The sequence below is a fragment of the Rhodococcus sp. UYP9 genome, from assembly GCF_040547235.1.
In the GTDB taxonomy this organism is placed as follows: domain Bacteria; phylum Actinomycetota; class Actinomycetes; order Mycobacteriales; family Mycobacteriaceae; genus Rhodococcoides.
Genome location: NZ_JBEPPH010000001.1, coordinates 401,339 through 416,636, shown reverse-complemented (window position 1 = coordinate 416,636; position 15,298 = coordinate 401,339). Strand labels below are relative to the sequence as shown.

12 protein-coding genes are annotated in these 15,298 nt (G+C 61.7%); 8 read left to right on the top strand and 4 right to left on the bottom strand.

Annotated elements, in window-relative coordinates; all coding sequences use genetic code 11:
• Positions 1 to 43: 43 nt before the first annotated feature.
• The 3 genes from ABIB36_RS02000 to ABIB36_RS01990 form a co-directional block, all read right to left on the bottom strand.
• Positions 44 to 2,110 carry a hypothetical protein gene (locus ABIB36_RS02000; RefSeq protein ID WP_256895622.1) on the bottom strand — a complete coding sequence of 689 codons (2,067 nt, stop codon included), beginning with the start codon at positions 2,108 to 2,110 and terminating at the stop codon, positions 44 to 46.
• A complete protein-coding gene (locus tag ABIB36_RS01995; RefSeq protein WP_084347002.1) occupies positions 2,107 to 3,348 on the bottom strand; it encodes an ATP-grasp domain-containing protein in 1,242 nt (413 codons plus the stop codon). The genes ABIB36_RS02000 and ABIB36_RS01995 overlap by 4 nt, the downstream gene beginning before the upstream one ends.
• A 111-nt stretch (positions 3,349 to 3,459) precedes the next feature.
• Positions 3,460 to 5,124, bottom strand: coding sequence for an FAD-binding dehydrogenase (locus ABIB36_RS01990; RefSeq protein ID WP_354558983.1), 1,665 nt, complete (start codon positions 5,122 to 5,124; stop codon positions 3,460 to 3,462).
• A 318-nt stretch (positions 5,125 to 5,442) separates the two neighbouring features.
• Between ABIB36_RS01990 and ABIB36_RS01985 the strand changes: the two genes are divergently transcribed.
• From ABIB36_RS01985 to ABIB36_RS01950, 8 genes are all read left to right on the top strand, one after another.
• Positions 5,443 to 6,435, top strand: a complete 993-nt coding sequence (locus ABIB36_RS01985) for a phosphotriesterase family protein (RefSeq protein ID WP_084347108.1) — start codon at positions 5,443 to 5,445, stop codon at positions 6,433 to 6,435.
• Between the two features lie 216 nt (positions 6,436 to 6,651).
• A complete protein-coding gene (locus tag ABIB36_RS01980) occupies positions 6,652 to 7,320 on the top strand; it encodes an HAD-IA family hydrolase (protein ID WP_354558982.1) in 669 nt (222 codons plus the stop codon).
• A complete protein-coding gene (locus ABIB36_RS01975; protein ID WP_084347005.1) occupies positions 7,317 to 8,531 on the top strand; it encodes a sedoheptulose 7-phosphate cyclase in 1,215 nt (404 codons plus the stop codon). Before ABIB36_RS01980 ends, ABIB36_RS01975 begins: the two co-directional genes overlap by 4 nt.
• Positions 8,528 to 9,346 carry an O-methyltransferase gene (locus ABIB36_RS01970; protein ID WP_256895623.1) on the top strand — a complete coding sequence of 273 codons (819 nt, stop codon included), beginning with the start codon at positions 8,528 to 8,530 and terminating at the stop codon, positions 9,344 to 9,346. Before ABIB36_RS01975 ends, ABIB36_RS01970 begins: the two co-directional genes overlap by 4 nt.
• A 5-nt stretch (positions 9,347 to 9,351) precedes the next feature.
• The gene (locus ABIB36_RS01965; RefSeq protein WP_084347110.1) at positions 9,352 to 10,662 is read left to right on the top strand and encodes an ATP-grasp domain-containing protein; all 1,311 of its coding nucleotides are present in this window, start codon (positions 9,352 to 9,354) and stop codon (positions 10,660 to 10,662) included.
• Entirely contained in the window at positions 10,662 to 11,696 is a 1,035-nt protein-coding gene (locus ABIB36_RS01960; RefSeq protein ID WP_084347006.1) for a D-alanine--D-alanine ligase family protein, read from the top strand. Before ABIB36_RS01965 ends, ABIB36_RS01960 begins: the two co-directional genes overlap by 1 nt.
• Positions 11,696 to 12,457, top strand: coding sequence for a TauD/TfdA dioxygenase family protein (locus ABIB36_RS01955; protein WP_084347007.1), 762 nt, complete (start codon positions 11,696 to 11,698; stop codon positions 12,455 to 12,457). The genes ABIB36_RS01960 and ABIB36_RS01955 overlap by 1 nt, the downstream gene beginning before the upstream one ends.
• A gap of 68 nt (positions 12,458 to 12,525) precedes the next feature.
• Positions 12,526 to 14,706: a thiamine pyrophosphate-dependent enzyme gene (locus ABIB36_RS01950; protein ID WP_354558981.1), complete on the top strand. Its 2,181-nt coding sequence runs from the start codon at positions 12,526 to 12,528 to the stop codon at positions 14,704 to 14,706.
• Here the strand turns inward: ABIB36_RS01950 and ABIB36_RS01945 are convergent.
• The gene (locus ABIB36_RS01945) at positions 14,662 to 15,276 is read right to left on the bottom strand and encodes a TetR/AcrR family transcriptional regulator (protein ID WP_373270536.1); all 615 of its coding nucleotides are present in this window, start codon (positions 15,274 to 15,276) and stop codon (positions 14,662 to 14,664) included. The two genes, ABIB36_RS01950 and ABIB36_RS01945, sit on opposite strands and share 45 nt — an antisense overlap.
• Between the last annotated feature and the right edge of the window lie 22 nt (positions 15,277 to 15,298).

The following is a 15,298-nucleotide window of genomic DNA, read 5'->3' as shown; positions in this document are numbered from 1 at the left end:
GGCAGGTGCCTGGCCACGGGGAGTCGGGGAAACGCCTCCGAAACTACCGATCTTCCTCGCTCGCGCCCCGAGGCAGCCTGTCTGCGCCCCAACTGCGTTCGATGAATCCGATGATGTTCTCGACATCTTCCGCCGGAATCTTGTCCGGCTCACCTTCCTCGAGCGGGTCGGCGTGGAAAATATAGAGGCGAGAGGCGAACTGGTCGAACGGCAGTGACCCTTCACCGGCTCGTTCACCGTTTCCTGCGGTCCCGACGACGACCCCGTCACCCCAATCCTGGCCGCTGTCGTTGTTCGGGTTGAAGAAATAGACCCGCATGATGCCGTCGGGATCAGCGGTGACACGCAGGATGGCGATCGCATGCCAGCCGATGTAGCGGGCCGCACTGTCGGTCACGGCGACGCCGGCCGGTTGCGGGTGAATCAGCGGCTGACCACCGTTGTACGCAGGGTGATAGGAGGCGTGAAACTGCCGAATGAAGTCGTCGAGGTCGATCAGATTTCCGGTCGCGACGTCGACGTTGATGTGGAATTCCCGTGCGGACCACCAGCCGTGGAACTCCGGATTGACCCAGCGATGCGGGTCGCCTTCACGGTCGGCGCAGCGTCGGACCATCTCTGCGTAAATTCGGTCGAGGTGCGGTACCAACAGCAACGACACCGGATCGAGGTCGATCGGATCGGTGGTCGCGACGCCGCCCACGCTGTCGGTCGAGGAGATCGGTTGCCCTTCGAAGTGCATGACGATCTCGTCGTCACGTGCAGCCCAAACGACCATCTGCAGCAGGTAGTCCGGGTCGTTGTACGCCCACATGGACAGTGCTCGCGCAGACTGGCACGTGGGATTGTCGCCTTGGCCGACGCCGAGTGGTTGACCGAGCATCGACAACAGGCCGCCGAGCAACCGCGACTCCGGATCGGGACCCGGACCGAATGCGGTAAGCAACCTCTCGCGCACCTTCGGTGACAGCTTCAGTGAAATCTGCCGCCACAGGGACGGGACGACCGGCGGCTCGTAGAGCGTCCCCCGGTCGAGGAGCAGCGCCAGGCCGTACAGGCACTGCGCTGTCTCCGGGTACACGGTTTCGGAAACGAGTCGCTGAACCAGTTCCGGATATCGCTGCAGACAAGTTCTGCCGGTGTCGGACAGCCCGAGCGCCTCGGCGAGCACGAAACTGTTGTTCTCCACGAGGTAACGCATGAGGGTCGCGTGGTAGGGCGAGACCAACCCGGTGTCGTGCATTGCCCGGGCGAAACCGCGTGCCTCGAACTGCAGAGCTTCCGAATCCATGACCTCGAGCCGCGACCGGTAGACGTCGACTCCGGGGTCTTCCCGGCATGCTTCGGTAGTGCCGAACAGTGCCGTGATCAACCGGTCGAGACCCTGCCCGGACGTACCGAGATCCACGGTGGGGTCGTCGCGGTAGATCGCGATGCGGGTGACCATCGCCTTGACGTTGTCCACCTGAATCGGGCGTTGACGCAACACCCGCCAGATCTCCTCGAGGAGTTCGTCGAGCACGCTGTCGTAGCCGATCTGTTCGGCGACGTAACCGAACAGATCGCGAATGAGATGAGCTGTGCGGCCGAGTCGAACTCGCTCTGCCTCCGATGGCGCCGTGAACAACACTTCGAGGTTCATCGCGAGCACCTGGGACAGGAACCGGCGAGCATCTTCCGGCGTCACCGCCGGGTGGTCATACTCGCCGGCAACGATTGCCACCATCCGAAGTTCACTCGTCGCTTCGAGTACAACGGTGTCGTTGTTGCCGCTACGCAGGCTCGGGCCGACGAAGGACGGAACGAGGATGTCCGGTTGCGCCCAGTCCGATCCCGCGAACAGTCCCGCGTTCTCGAGGAATTCGGCACGCTCCCGAATCGCTGCACAGCCGCCGGGTTGCGACAGCACTCGATGCAGCGAGTCGAGGACGCGTCGGAGCTTGGAGCTCTTGGTGAACTCCGGCGCGGTGGCGAACGCCTCGGCTGCGTGATCGAGTTGCGCGAGACGCGAAGTCAATGCTCGATCGGCCGGTGAAGTGGTGTCGGTGGCCGCCGGTTCTTCCGTCGACTGTGCCGGTGGCGTGTGGTCGTCCCCGAATTCGTGCCTCACACGTAGAAGTCCAGTTCTTCCTGTTGTTTGAGCAGATCACGCATCCGGTACGGATCTTCACCGAAGAAGTACAGCAAGCCCCAGTGCGTGCCGAAAGCCGTACGCTTGGTGACGGTCTCCTCGACGGGTGCCGAGAGGTCGTTCGTCTCGTAGTAGTCGTCGTCCAACGTGACGTCGGGAATGACGAGATTGCTGACGACGCGTCGACGCGGGTACACACCGAAGCAGCCGGCAACACCGGTGGCGTCGACGACCTCCTTGGGGAAGAAGGCGTCGATCTCTTCCTCGGTGGTCTTCGGGTCGAATGCCAGTACCAGGCCCTGGTACGCATTGAATCCGTAAGCCCGTTCGAGTAGCTCGAAAACCTTGAAACCTGGTGGCCGGTAAGCAACTTCACCGAAGTACATCTCGCCGTCGCTGGTGACGAAGTACTCGGGGTGGATGAAACCGAACTCGATATCGAAAGCTTTGATCAGCTTCTCGATCTGGACGGTGATCTGATCACGGTACTTCTCGAGCTCGGGGGTTGCGGGTACGAACACCGAGTAGCCGAGGGTCACGTACTCGGAGATGTTGAGGAACTTGATCTTTCCGTTGTGGATCCACGCCTCGACGGCGAACTCCCAGCCGTCGAGATGGGATTCCATCAGCGCAGGGAATTCCTCGTCGGGGATGGAGTCGACTTCATCCGGTGTCCTGATCACCCGGTGGCCGAGGCACCCTGCTTTGTCGAACGCTTTGACGTGAATCGGGTCGTTCGGGTCGCCGTCGAGCTTGAGGAGAGTCTGGTTGACGCGTTTGAGAAAGCGGATCACGTCTTCACGATCGTGGGCCTCCTCGAAGATGCCCACGCGGATCCCACCGAGCTGTGCGCGACGCTTCATCAGGGACTTGTCGCGCAGCAACATCGCCTGCCCGAACAGGCGCGGGTTGCCCAGTAGTACCGAGTTGATGGCACCGGCCCACTCGACGGTTTCTTCGTACAGCGGGATCGCGACGTCGACACCCATATCGCGCAGTGTTTCGGCGATCTCGAGCGACCGGTCGTTGAGTCGTTCGAAGTTCCACGGAATATAGGGAATGTCGTGCTCAGTGCAGTAAGGCTCGGCCCAATCCGGAGCCACGACCACATACCTGCGGTCGAACTTGTCGAGGGCTTCCACAGCCGGCAAGCTCCAGCCGAGTAGTGCTACGTAGCCCTTGTCCGGATTTTTCTCGAGCCGTGCAGGCTGAGACATAAAGATCCTTCCCAATCGGTGTTCCGTGGTCGAAGTCCTCCGCTCCACGGTACAGAGTGCGCACTTCGCGACCGACGGGCTACCTCTCGGCGCACTGTCTGTCGGCCGCGCTCACACTCCCTGTGCCAATGCACGTCCGGCTTGCCGACCACTGAATATGCAGCCGCCGAGGAAGGTGCCCTCCAGCGATCGATATCCGTGCACACCGCCGCCGCCGAACCCGGCGATCTCACCGGCTGCCCACAATCCCGGCACCGTAGTCCCGTCCGAATTCTGCACGCGCCCGTCGAGATCGGTCTGGATTCCGCCCAGGGTCTTACGGGTGATGATGTTCAGTCGCACTGCGATCAACGGACCGGACTTGGGATCGAGGATCTTGTGCAACGACGCAGTACGAGCTATCCGCTCGCCGCGGGAGCGTCGAGAATTGTGAATCGCGGAGACCTGCAGGTCCTTGGTGAACGGGTTGTCCGTTTCACGGTCTCGTGCGGTGATCTGGCGCTCCAGATCGTGAGCATCGATCAGGTTTTCACCGGTGATCTTGTTCATGCCTGCGACAAGTTCGGACACTGTTTTTGCAACGACGAAGTCTTCGCCGTGCTCTTTGAACGCTTCGACCGGTCCGCTGGCTCCCGGTAGTACCCGCCCAAGAACGAGTTTGAGGTTCTTGTCGGTGATGTCGGGGTTCTGCTCGGATCCCGAGAGTGCGAACTCCTTCTCGATGATCTTCTGCGTGAGAACGAACCACGAGTAGTCGTATCCGCTGTCCTGAATCGTTTTCAGCGTGCCGAGAGTGTCGAATCCGGGGAAGTTCGGGGCCGGGAAGCGTTGTCCGCGTGCGTCGAACCACATCGAAGACGGTCCGGGGATGATGCGAATCCCATGGTTCTTCCAGATGGGATTCCAGTTCTTGATTCCCTCGGTGTAGTGCCACATCCGATCCTTGTTGACCAGTCGGCCACCCGCACGCTCGGTGATCGCGAGCATGCGTCCGTCGACGTGCTCGGGTACCCCGGAGATCATCGACGTCGGAGGTGCGCCCAATCGAGCGGGCCAATTCTCCCGCACCAGATCATGATTGGCGCCGATTCCACCGGCGGTGACCAATACCGCACCTGCATGAAGTTCGAACTCCTCGACCTCGACCCGCGTGCTACCTGAACCTCGGACCGACGTGCTGGGCTCGAGAACCGATCCTCGGACGCCATCGACGACGCCGTCGGTCATGATGAGATCGTCCACGCGATGGCGGAATCCGAAGCGCACCAGGCCTTTCGCGGCTGCCTCGCGGACACGCCGTTCGAACGGGGCGAGAACACCGGGGCCCGTCCCCCAGGTGAGGTGGAAGCGTGGCACCGAGTTTCCGTGGCCCTCGGCGAGGTAGCCGCCGCGTTCGGCCCAACCGACGATGGGAACCCATCGCATTCCCTGCGCGTGCAGCCATGAGCGCTTCTCGCCCGCCGCAAACTCCAAGTAGGCCTGTGCCCACCGGTAGCCCCAGTAGTCCTCGCCCTTGGGATCGTCGATGCCGCGGTCGAACGTCGCGGTGCCGAGCCAGTCCTGCAACGCCAATTCGGGGGAGTCCTTGATGCCCATTCTGCGTTGCTCAGGGGTATCGATCATGAACAGGCCACCGAGTGACCAGAAGGCCTGGCCACCGAGATTCTGTTCCGGTTCCTGATCGAGCAGAAGCACTCGCTTGCCCGCGTCGGCCAGTTCGGCGGTGGCCACCAGGCCTGCCAAACCAGCGCCGACCACGATTACGTCCGCATCCATCATCGAACCTCTTCCCCTTGTCCGCCTCACGTCACAGCATCATGATCGTGTCGGTCTCGACAATAGAGATCGGAGTCTGCGTCAGGTTCGGATCCGGTCTTTTTCGAGCGGCTGGGGGAGGGCTCCCACCACTGTCCGGTCGGCAAACCTCCCCTGATGTCTACTGGGCCGATGGTCGATACCTTTACCCGTCGAACCAGCGGCGGCGTTCCACTGAGTGAGACTGTGCGGTACCGGTGTGGGTCGGCTCACAATCATGAAGCCAGCGGACTGCCGGTGAGGCCGTCGGCTCGCGACTACCAGTAGATGGGGGCCGACATGGCAGAAGTAGAGACCGTTCGTGGTTCGATCGACACGGCCGCGCTTGGACGAACTTATATGCACGAGCACATCTTCATTCTCAACACCGAGATGCAGCAGAACTTTCCGGAAGAGTGGGGGGATGAAGACGAGCGTGTCGGCGACGCGGTCCTCAAATTGAAGGCACTGGCAGCGCAGGGTGTGCAGACAATTGTGGATCCGACGGTTGTGGGACTGGGCCGCTACATCCCGAGGGTCCAGCGCATCGCCGAACAGGTCCCCGAATTGAACATCGTGGTGGCTACCGGTTGCTACACCTTTACCGATGTTCCCTTCTACTTCCAACATCGGGGCCCGGCTCTGAACGCGATGATGGGCACGGAGGTTCCTGATCCGATGGTCGACCTCTTCGTCAAGGACATCACCGTGGGCATCGCTGGTACCGGAGTCCGGGCAGCTCTGCTCAAGTGCGCGATCGACGCCGAAGGCCTCAGGTCCGGCGTGGAAAGGGTGATGCGCGCGGTCGCCAAGGCGCATCATCTGACCGGCGCACCGATCACCGTGCACACCCATCCGGAGAGCAAAACTGCTCTCGACGTCCAACGGGTGATGTGCGACGAGGAAGGTGTCAAGCCCGAGCGGATCGTCCTGGGGCACAGCGGGGATAGCACCGACCTCGACCATTTGACCGACTTGGCGGAGCGTGGGTTCATCCTCGGGATGGATCGATTCGGTCTCGACGTCAATGTTTCTTTCGAGCAGCGGGCGGACACGCTGGTCGAAATGTGCCGACGCGGATTCGCCGAGCAAATGGTGCTTTCGCACGACGCGAATTGCTTCTTCGACTGGATGGACCCTCATCTCAAGGAGATGATGCCGGCCTTCGACTACCTGCATATCGGGAACAAAGTCCTCCCTTATGTGCGTGAGCATGGTGTCACCGAGGAACAGATCACGACGATGCTGTTCGATGTTCCCCGCCGCTACTTCGAGAACGTCAGCACTTACTGAGGATCCATCCGCACGGACGCTTCAGTCGTCGCTGCCGGCCGGATTTTCCTCGGTCGGGGAACCAGATCGAGCCCGTCTGCCTCGCCGAACTGCGTTACCATTCTGTTACTTTCCGTTATTTATTCGTGATGCGCGCGCCGGACTGGATGACACTTGCCGTCACCACACTGGCAACAAGTCCTCAAGCACGTCACCACATTTCGCGGAAGGAACCCGATGGCTGCCATCCTGTTCGGATCGATCAGCACACTTGCCGATACCTCCGAAATTCAACGACAAGCATTCAACGACGCCTTCGCCGCGCACGATCTCGGCTGGACCTGGGAGCGCAAGGACTACATCGAGATGCTGGCGAGCAACGGCGGCGCGGCTCGCATCGCCGAATATGCACACTCTCGCGGTGAGGAAGTCGACTCCGCAGCAGTGCATTCCACGAAGTCGGAGATCTTTCAGAAGCTGCTGGCCAACTCCGACGTCGACCCGCGCCCCGGCGTCGTCGAGACGATCGCCGATGCCAAGAAGCATGACGTCAAGGTCGGTCTCGTGACCACCACCTCCCCGGAAAACGTCAATGCACTGCTCGGCGCTCTGACTGCAGTCGACGTCGACTTGTTCGACGTCGTAGTCGATTCCGCGAGTGTCTCGCAAGGCAAGCCGGATCGGGCGGCGTACATGTTCGCCCTTGGACGCCTCGGCGAGAACGCGAAGAACTGCGTTGCTATCGAAGACAACGTCGGCGGCGTCGCTGCCGCCGTTGCTGCACACGTTCGCTGCGTCGCTTTTCCCAACGCGAACACGGTAGGGGGCGACTTCTCCGCGGCGGTGGAAACCGTCGATCGTCTCGACGCGGATCGGCTCCGCACGCTGACCGAAGGCAACCGATGAGTTCCATGCAAGCGCAGGTCACAGCAACCGAACGCGCCTTCCACATCGAGGGATACGAAAAGATCGAGTACGACCTGCTCTACGTAGACGGTGTCTTCTCGGTGGGCAATACGGAACTGGCGGACAGCTACCGGCAGTACGGGCGGGCGCTCATGGTTGTCGACGAGGTCGTCTACGGAATCTACGGTGAGCAGATCCGTGCGTACTTCGAGCACCACGACATTGCGTTGACCGTGCTGCCGGTCAAGATCGCCGAGACCGCCAAGTCGCTCGAGACGTTCGAGCAGATCGTGGGCGAATTCGACAGGTTCGGTCTTGTGCGCACCGAACCGGTTCTGGTCGTCGGTGGTGGGCTCACTACCGACGTCGCCGGGTACGCGTGCGCAAGCTACCGACGCAATACCCCGTACATCAGAATTCCGACGACGCTGATCGGATTGATCGATGCAAGCGTGTCCATCAAGGTCGCCGTGAATTTCGGAAAGCACAAGAATCGTCTGGGCGCCTACCACGCTTCGCAAAGGGTCCTGTTGGACTTTTCGTTCCTCCGTACGCTCCCGGAGGATCAGGTCCGTAACGGCATGGCGGAGTTGATCAAGATCTCCGTGGTAGGGAACAGTGCAATTTTCGACATGCTCGACGAACACGGTCCGGAACTACTCCGCACCAGATTCGGGCACCTCGATGGAACTCCCGAATTACGCGCTGTTGCAGACAGTCTGACGTACCAGGCCATCGACACCATGCTCGAACTCGAGGCGCCGAATCTGCACGAGATCGAACTCGATCGCGTTATCGCCTTCGGCCACACGTGGAGCCCGACGCTGGAATTGACGCCACCGGCGCCGTTCTTTCACGGACATGCGATCAATATCGACATGGCGTTGTCGACCACTCTCGCCGAGCAGCGCGGGCACATCACCTCCGAAGAGCGCGATCGAGTACTCGGGACCATGTCCCGCCTCGGCCTCGCGCTCGACAGTGACTACCTGACGCCCGAATTACTCTCCGAGGCAACAGGTTCGATCCTCAAGACTCGCGATGGCATTCTGCGCGCCGCAGTTCCCGACCCGATCGGAGCGTGCCGCTTCCTGAACGATGTGACGACGGCAGAGCTCGCCGACGTGTTGACGTTGCACAAGAAGATCTGCTTGGACTTCGACCGCGGCGGAGACGGAGTAGACACGTTCACCTCCGCTCAGAGCCGGTGAGTGACATCGACTCTCGCACAAAACAGAAGCGGCCGGTCACGCCGTCGACCATCCTTGCCGCGGAATTGCGGGAGGTGACCGAACTGCTGGCAGATGTGGCTTCGATTCCGGACGTGCTGATGAGCCGGATCAGCCGCATGCGAGATCTGGCTGCGGGGCTCGATCCGTACCTCGAACGCTGTACCACGGAAGAGTCTCCGGCCCTGGCAGCGTTGTCGCAGCGGACGCATGCTGCCGACTGGACTTCGCGGCCAGTGGAGCAGGAAATGTTGTCCGGGCAGGTCGAGGGCCAGTTCCTGAAGTTCCTGGTGCACATGACCGGAGCGAGAAGAGTGCTCGAGATCGGCATGTTCACCGGCTACTCCGCGCTGGCCATGGCAGAGGCTCTCCCGCCGAACGGGGAAGTGGTGGCCTGTGAGGTCGACGAGTTCGTGGCCGACTTCGCGCGGGAGAGCTTTGCAAAATCTCCGGCGGGCGCGCGCATCGTCGTCGAAGTCGGGCCGGCCTCGGAAACTCTGCGTCGGCTCGATGGAACCTCACGTCCCTTCGACCTCGTATTCGTCGATGCTGACAAAACCGGATATCTCGACTACTACCGGATGCTGCTCGATACCGATCTGCTGACCGCGGACGCAGTCATCGTCGTGGACAACACGTTGATGCAGGGTCAGCCCTACGCGCCTGCGGACGGACGGACGGGTAACGGTGACGCGATCGCGGACTTCAACCGCTACGTTGCCGAGGACCCCCGCGTCGAGCAGATTCTTCTGCCGTTGCGAGACGGTGTGACGCTCGTTCGACGGGTATCGGCGTAATGGGCATGGCGTCGTCGACGGTACGCACGGTCGGGGCGTTGGCAGGTTTGCTCGCCACGTTGCCACTCGATCTTGCCGTGGTGGGCTATGCCCTGGCGCGGCGCTTCGATCCACCCTTCGGTCCGCGCGTCCATCCGATGGGTGCGGCGAGCCGGACGGTGCTGATCAGTGGTGGAAAAATGACCAAAGCGCTCCAGCTGGCACGGTCGTTCCATCTCGCCGGCCACCGCGTCGTGCTCGTCGAATCATCCAAGTATCGGTTCACCGGACATCGGTTCTCACGGGCAGTCGATCGCTTCTATTGCGTGCCGGAGCCCACCGATCCCGGATACGCGAAAGCCTTGCGCGACGTGGTCGTTCGAGAAGGTGTCGACGTCTTCGTTCCGGTGGCGAGTCCGGCCGCGAGTATCCACGATGCCGACGCGCGGAAGATACTCGACGGATACTGCGAAGTCGTGCACGCAGACTCCGACACCGTGCGCATGCTCGACGACAAATCGCGATTCTCGGAGACGGCGGAGTCGATGGGACTACGGGTTCCGCACTGGGAGCGGATCACCGACCCGCGGCAGATCGAGACGTTCGATTTCGCTCCTGGGCGTGAGTACATCCTCAAACGTATCGCCTACAACCCCGTCGGGCGGATGGATCTGACGCGCTTGTCCGGCAGCACCCGGAAGCGGAATGTCGAGTTCGCACGCAGCCTCGCCATGACCGAGGACGACCCGTGGATCTTGCAGGAGTTCATCTCCGGTCAGGAGTACTGCACCCACGGAACCGTGCGCAACGGCGCGCTGCAGGTCTACGCATGCTGCGAGTCCTCGGCTTTCCAGGTCAACTACGAGATGATCGACAAGCCCGAGATTCGTTCCTGGGTAGAGGCATTCGTCAATACGCTCGGCGTCACCGGCCAGTTGTCCTTCGATTTCATCGAGGCTTCGGACGGGCATGCCTATGCGATCGAATGCAATCCGCGCACGCACTCGGCGATCACGATGTTCTACGACCACCCGGATCTCGCTGCTGCCTACCTCGAGGACGGTCACTCGGTCGCCGAACCCACCCAGTCCTCGCGCCCGACGTACTGGATCTATCACGAACTTTGGCGATTGCTCACCGAGCCGCGGCGCAGTCATCGACTCCGGGTGATTCTGAGCGGAACCGATGCGGTGTACGAAAGTTGGGACCCGTTGCCCTACCTGCTGGTTCATCACCTGCAGATTCCTTCGCTGTTGCTGAAGAACCTGAAGTCCGGGCGAGGTTGGACGCGAATAGATTTCAACATCGGCAAACTCGTCGAGAATGGAGGGGACTGATGTCACCGACATCGGTACTGGTCCTGGCGGGTTCGGCAGTGGACGACTTCAACGCCGATCTCTCGCGCGTCTACGCCGGGGGATTCCTCGATGCGTTCGCCGAGAACCCGGCCTACAATCTTCGGATCGCGTTCGTCACCCCGGACGGGTGCTGGCGCTTTCCGGACAACATTGAATCGTCGAGTATCGAAGCAGCGCAACCTGTATCGCTGAGTCGCGCAATCTCGGAGATATCGACCTGGCATATCGACGTCGTCGTTCCCCAGATGTTCTGCAGGCCCGGGATGACAACGTACCGCTCGCTGTTCGAACTGCTCGGCATTCCGTATGTGGGGAACCGTCCTGAAGTGATGGCGATGACGGCAGAGAAGAACATTGCCCGCGCTGTCGTCGCGGCAGCCGGCGTCGCCGTTCCCGCCGGGGTTCTCCTTTCCCGCGGCGACCTGACGAGAACAGAATTGTCGACGGCTATGGTGCCGGTCGTGGTCAAGCCCGTCGATTCCGATAATTCGATGGGTGTGACACTGGTTCGCGATCCGGCCGAACTCGCCGCAGCAGTGAACGAAGCGTTGAAGTACTCGCAATCGGCACTCATCGAGTCGTATATCGAATTGGGCCGCGAAGTGCGCTGCGGAATCATCGTCCGCAACGGTGACCTGGTGTGCCTACCGTTGGAGGAGTACGCCGTCGACGAGGTGTCGAACCCGATCCGGGGCCGTGCCGACAAGCTCGACCGGACCGATGACGGTGAGCTGTACCTCGTTGCCAAGGAGTCCACTCGCGCCTGGATGGTCGAGAGCGACGATCCCATCACCGAGAAAGTCTTCGATGCTGCCAGGCGATGCCACCTCGCGCTGGGGTGCCGTCAGTACAGCTTGTTCGATTTCCGTATCGATCGAGACGGAAACCCGTGGTTCCTCGAAGCCGGTCTCTACTGCTCGTATTCCCCGAGCAGTGTCATCGCCGTCATGGCGGCGGCGGCAGGCATTCCCCTCGACGAACTGTTCGCCCTGGCGATAGCCGAGGTGAACTGATGAAACACGAGATTCTGCACCCGTTCGGGGTCCGTATCACCGAAGTCGACCCCGCCCGTTCGACTACCGAAGACGTCGAGGAGTTCGCGACCCTTCTCGCTCGGCACGGCGTCGCAGTCATGCCCGATCACGAGATCGACGACGACCAGTTCCTGGCGTTTCTTCGTTCCTTCGGCGAGCTGATGTTCACCGAAGGGGAGAGCCCGCTCGATGGCTATCCCGATCTCAACGTGATCAGCAATGTCGGAAGATCGACCCCACCGAAGTCGACGTTTCACGTCGATACCACCTACATCGAGCACCCGCCTGCCTACACTTCGCTGCGAGCAGTGCAAGTCCCGACCACGGGCGGCCAGACGCTGTTCAGTAATCAGTACGACGCCTATGACACTTTGCCAGCCGAGATCCGCGCCGACATCGACGGGCGAACTGTCACACACGTGGTGACCGGACTGGAAGGATTCGAGGATGTGTCAGCGAAGCATCCGCTGGTCCGAGTGCATCCGATCTCCGGACGGAAGGCTCTGTACCTTTCCGCGCCTGCCCGCTGTGTGGCGGTGAGCGGCAAGACGGAAGCCGAAGCAGCAACGCTGATCCGCCATCTCGTGGAGCACTCGACACGACCGGAAAACGTGCTCGAGCACTCGTGGTCACCCGGTGACGTCGTCATCTGGGACAACCGCTGCGTCATGCACCGCGCGGACCACAGCGGTGTCGTCGGTGACCGCGTAATGCACCGCGGAATGGTGGCCGAGAGCTGAGCGCCGCTATGCCCGAGGGATCTGTTCGAGAAAGGCGTGGCCCAGCGCATCGATAGCTAGAATCAGCCATGGCCGAACCGATCGACGAGCACTTTCTGGATCGAATCGGTTCCCTCTGCTCGGGCAGTAGCGCGGTGAGCCGGTCAGCGAAAACCGACCGCGTCCTCGAGCTGTTCGACGCCCAACTCGGCAGCAGACATCTCGATCTCGCAGCGCGCTGGCTCCGCTCGATCGGCCGAGGTTTCTACACGATCGGTAGCGCCGGACACGAGAGCAACGCAGCCGTCGCCGGTGCACTACGACCGACGGACCCGGCGTTGTTGCACTACCGCTCGGGAGCCTTCTACCTCGAACGTGCACGCCAGGGCGGTGGTAGCGATCCGATACGCGACGTCCTCGAAGGCCTCGTCGCGGCGACGAGCGAACCGATGTCCGGTGGCCGTCACAAAGTGTTCGGCCGAGCCGATCTCGCCGTCATTCCACAGACCTCGACCATTGCCTCGCATCTTCCCCGCGCAGTCGGCGTCGCATTCTCGATTCCACGAGCGAAAAAGCTCGGTGTGCCCTCACCGTGGCCTACGGATGCTGTCGTGCTCTGCAGTTTCGGCGACGCGTCGGCCAACCATTCGACGGCCCTGGGGGCCATCAACACCGCTGTTCACTCGGCTTATCAGGGCGTGCCGTTGCCGCTGCTGTTCGTCTGCGAGGACAACGGCATCGGAATCAGCGTGCGGACACCGGCGGGTTGGATCGCGTCCAACTTCGCCGAACGCCGCGGGCTCGAATACTTCTGCGCCGACGGCAGTGACCTGCACGAAGTTCTCGCGACGGCGACGGCCGCAGCGACGTGGGTGGGAACGCACCGCAAGCCGGCTTTTCTGCATCTGCGGACCGTCCGCTTGATGGGCCACGCCGGATCCGACGTCGAATCTGCGTACCGTGGAGCTTCGGAAATTTCTGCCGACTATGCGCGAGATCCGGTTCTCTGCACGGCACGGTGGTTGATCGAGAATGGCGCTCTCTCGGCCGAGGGCGTGCTGGAGCTTTACGAAGCCAAGCGTGCTGAGGTGATCGGGGCTGCACGTGAAATCGCGAAGCTACCGCACCTCGGTTCCGCCGCGGAGGTGATGAAGCCGCTTTCGGAGATGATGCGCGACATCGTCTCGACGCCGCAGGCAGGCTCTACATCGTCTGCGGCAGCGATTGAGGCGGGGGCAGGGGCTCCGCTGACGTTGGCGCAGGCGGTGAACCGAGCGTTGCTCGAGGTTCTCGAACGCTATCGGCAGGCTGTTCTGTTCGGTGAGGATGTCGCCAGGAAGGGTGGGGTCTACGGCGTCACGCGCGGGTTGCTGGACAGCGTGGGGCCTACGCGTGTGTTCGACACCGTTCTCGACGAGCAGGCGATACTTGGACTCGCTGCGGGAGCAGGCATTTCGGGATTGCTGCCGATTGCGGAGATTCAGTATCTGGCCTACCTGCACAACGCGGCTGATCAGATTCGGGGTGAAGCGGCGACACTGCAGTTCTTTTCGAATCGGCAGTACCGAAACCCGATGGTGGTCCGTATCGCTGCCTACGGCTATCAGAAAGGCTTCGGCGGACACTTTCACAACGACAATGCTGTTGCAGCGCTGAGGGATATCCCCGGGATCGTCATAGCGTCGCCGTCGCGGCCAGACGATGCTGCCGCGATGTTGCTTGCCTGCGCCGATGCAGCGGTGCGTCACGGTGCGGTGTGCGTCTTTCTCGAGCCGATTGCCTTGTATCACACCAAAGATCTGTACATCGAGGGTGACGGGGAGTGGATGAGCAGCTATCCGACCGAACCCGTGGAGGTCGGCCGCGCGCGGGTGTACGGCGAGGGAAACGATCTGACGATCGTCACGTTCGGCAACGGTGTCCGGATGAGCCTGCGCTGTGCGCGGGAGCTCGAAAAGGTCGGCATCGGTGTACGCGTGGTGGATATACGCTGGATCGCTCCGCTGCCCATCGCGGACATCGAACATCATGCTCGTGCGACCGGTCGCGTCCTGGTGGCCGACGAGACTCGCAGCACGGGCGGAGTCGGTGAAGGAGTGATCGCGGCGCTGGCCGACGCAGGCTTCGACGGCATCGTCCGCAGGGTGGCGAGCAAGGACAGCTTCATCCCCCTGGGCGACGCGGCACTCGAGGTTCTGCTGTCCGAGGACGGCATCATCGACGCTTCAGGCCGAATCTTTGACGGTGTCGACGAAGGGGGCGAGCAGTGACGCCATATCGGCGGCGACGTCGGCGGAATTCGACGGTGGCATCGATATATAGCTCAACGCCAGCCGCACGACGGCACGGCCGAGGACGTCGGCGTTGTGCGGTGAGGCCCTAATCCAACTGTGCTCGAAGGTCTCGGCAAGTCGAGATGCGGCGTGTTCGAGCAGAATTCCGCTTTCGGTGGTGACGAGACGAAGTAGATCCGGTGGTGGGTCATCGGTCAGTATCGACAACACGAGTGGGTCGGTGGCGCTCCGACCGAAAAACTGGGCGAAGGCCAGATACAACGTGCGAAGGCTGTCGTTCTCGTTGGCATAGATTGCGCTGTCGACGGCCGAGACGAAGGTGTCGGTGAGTCGCAACGCGTAGCCCTGTGCCAAACCCTTTCTGGTGCCGAACTCCTTGTAGAGGGTTTGGCGACTGACCCCCGCAGTCTTGGCGACGTCCGTCATGTTGACGTTCGACCAGGTGTGCTCGAGAAGTAGAGAGTGAAGCGCATCGAGGATGGTGGTGCGCATCAGGCTGGTCACAGCGCTCTTGTAAGGGCTGGTCGTCTCCGGTCGCACGGTCACTTCGTCGACATTACCGCCCGCC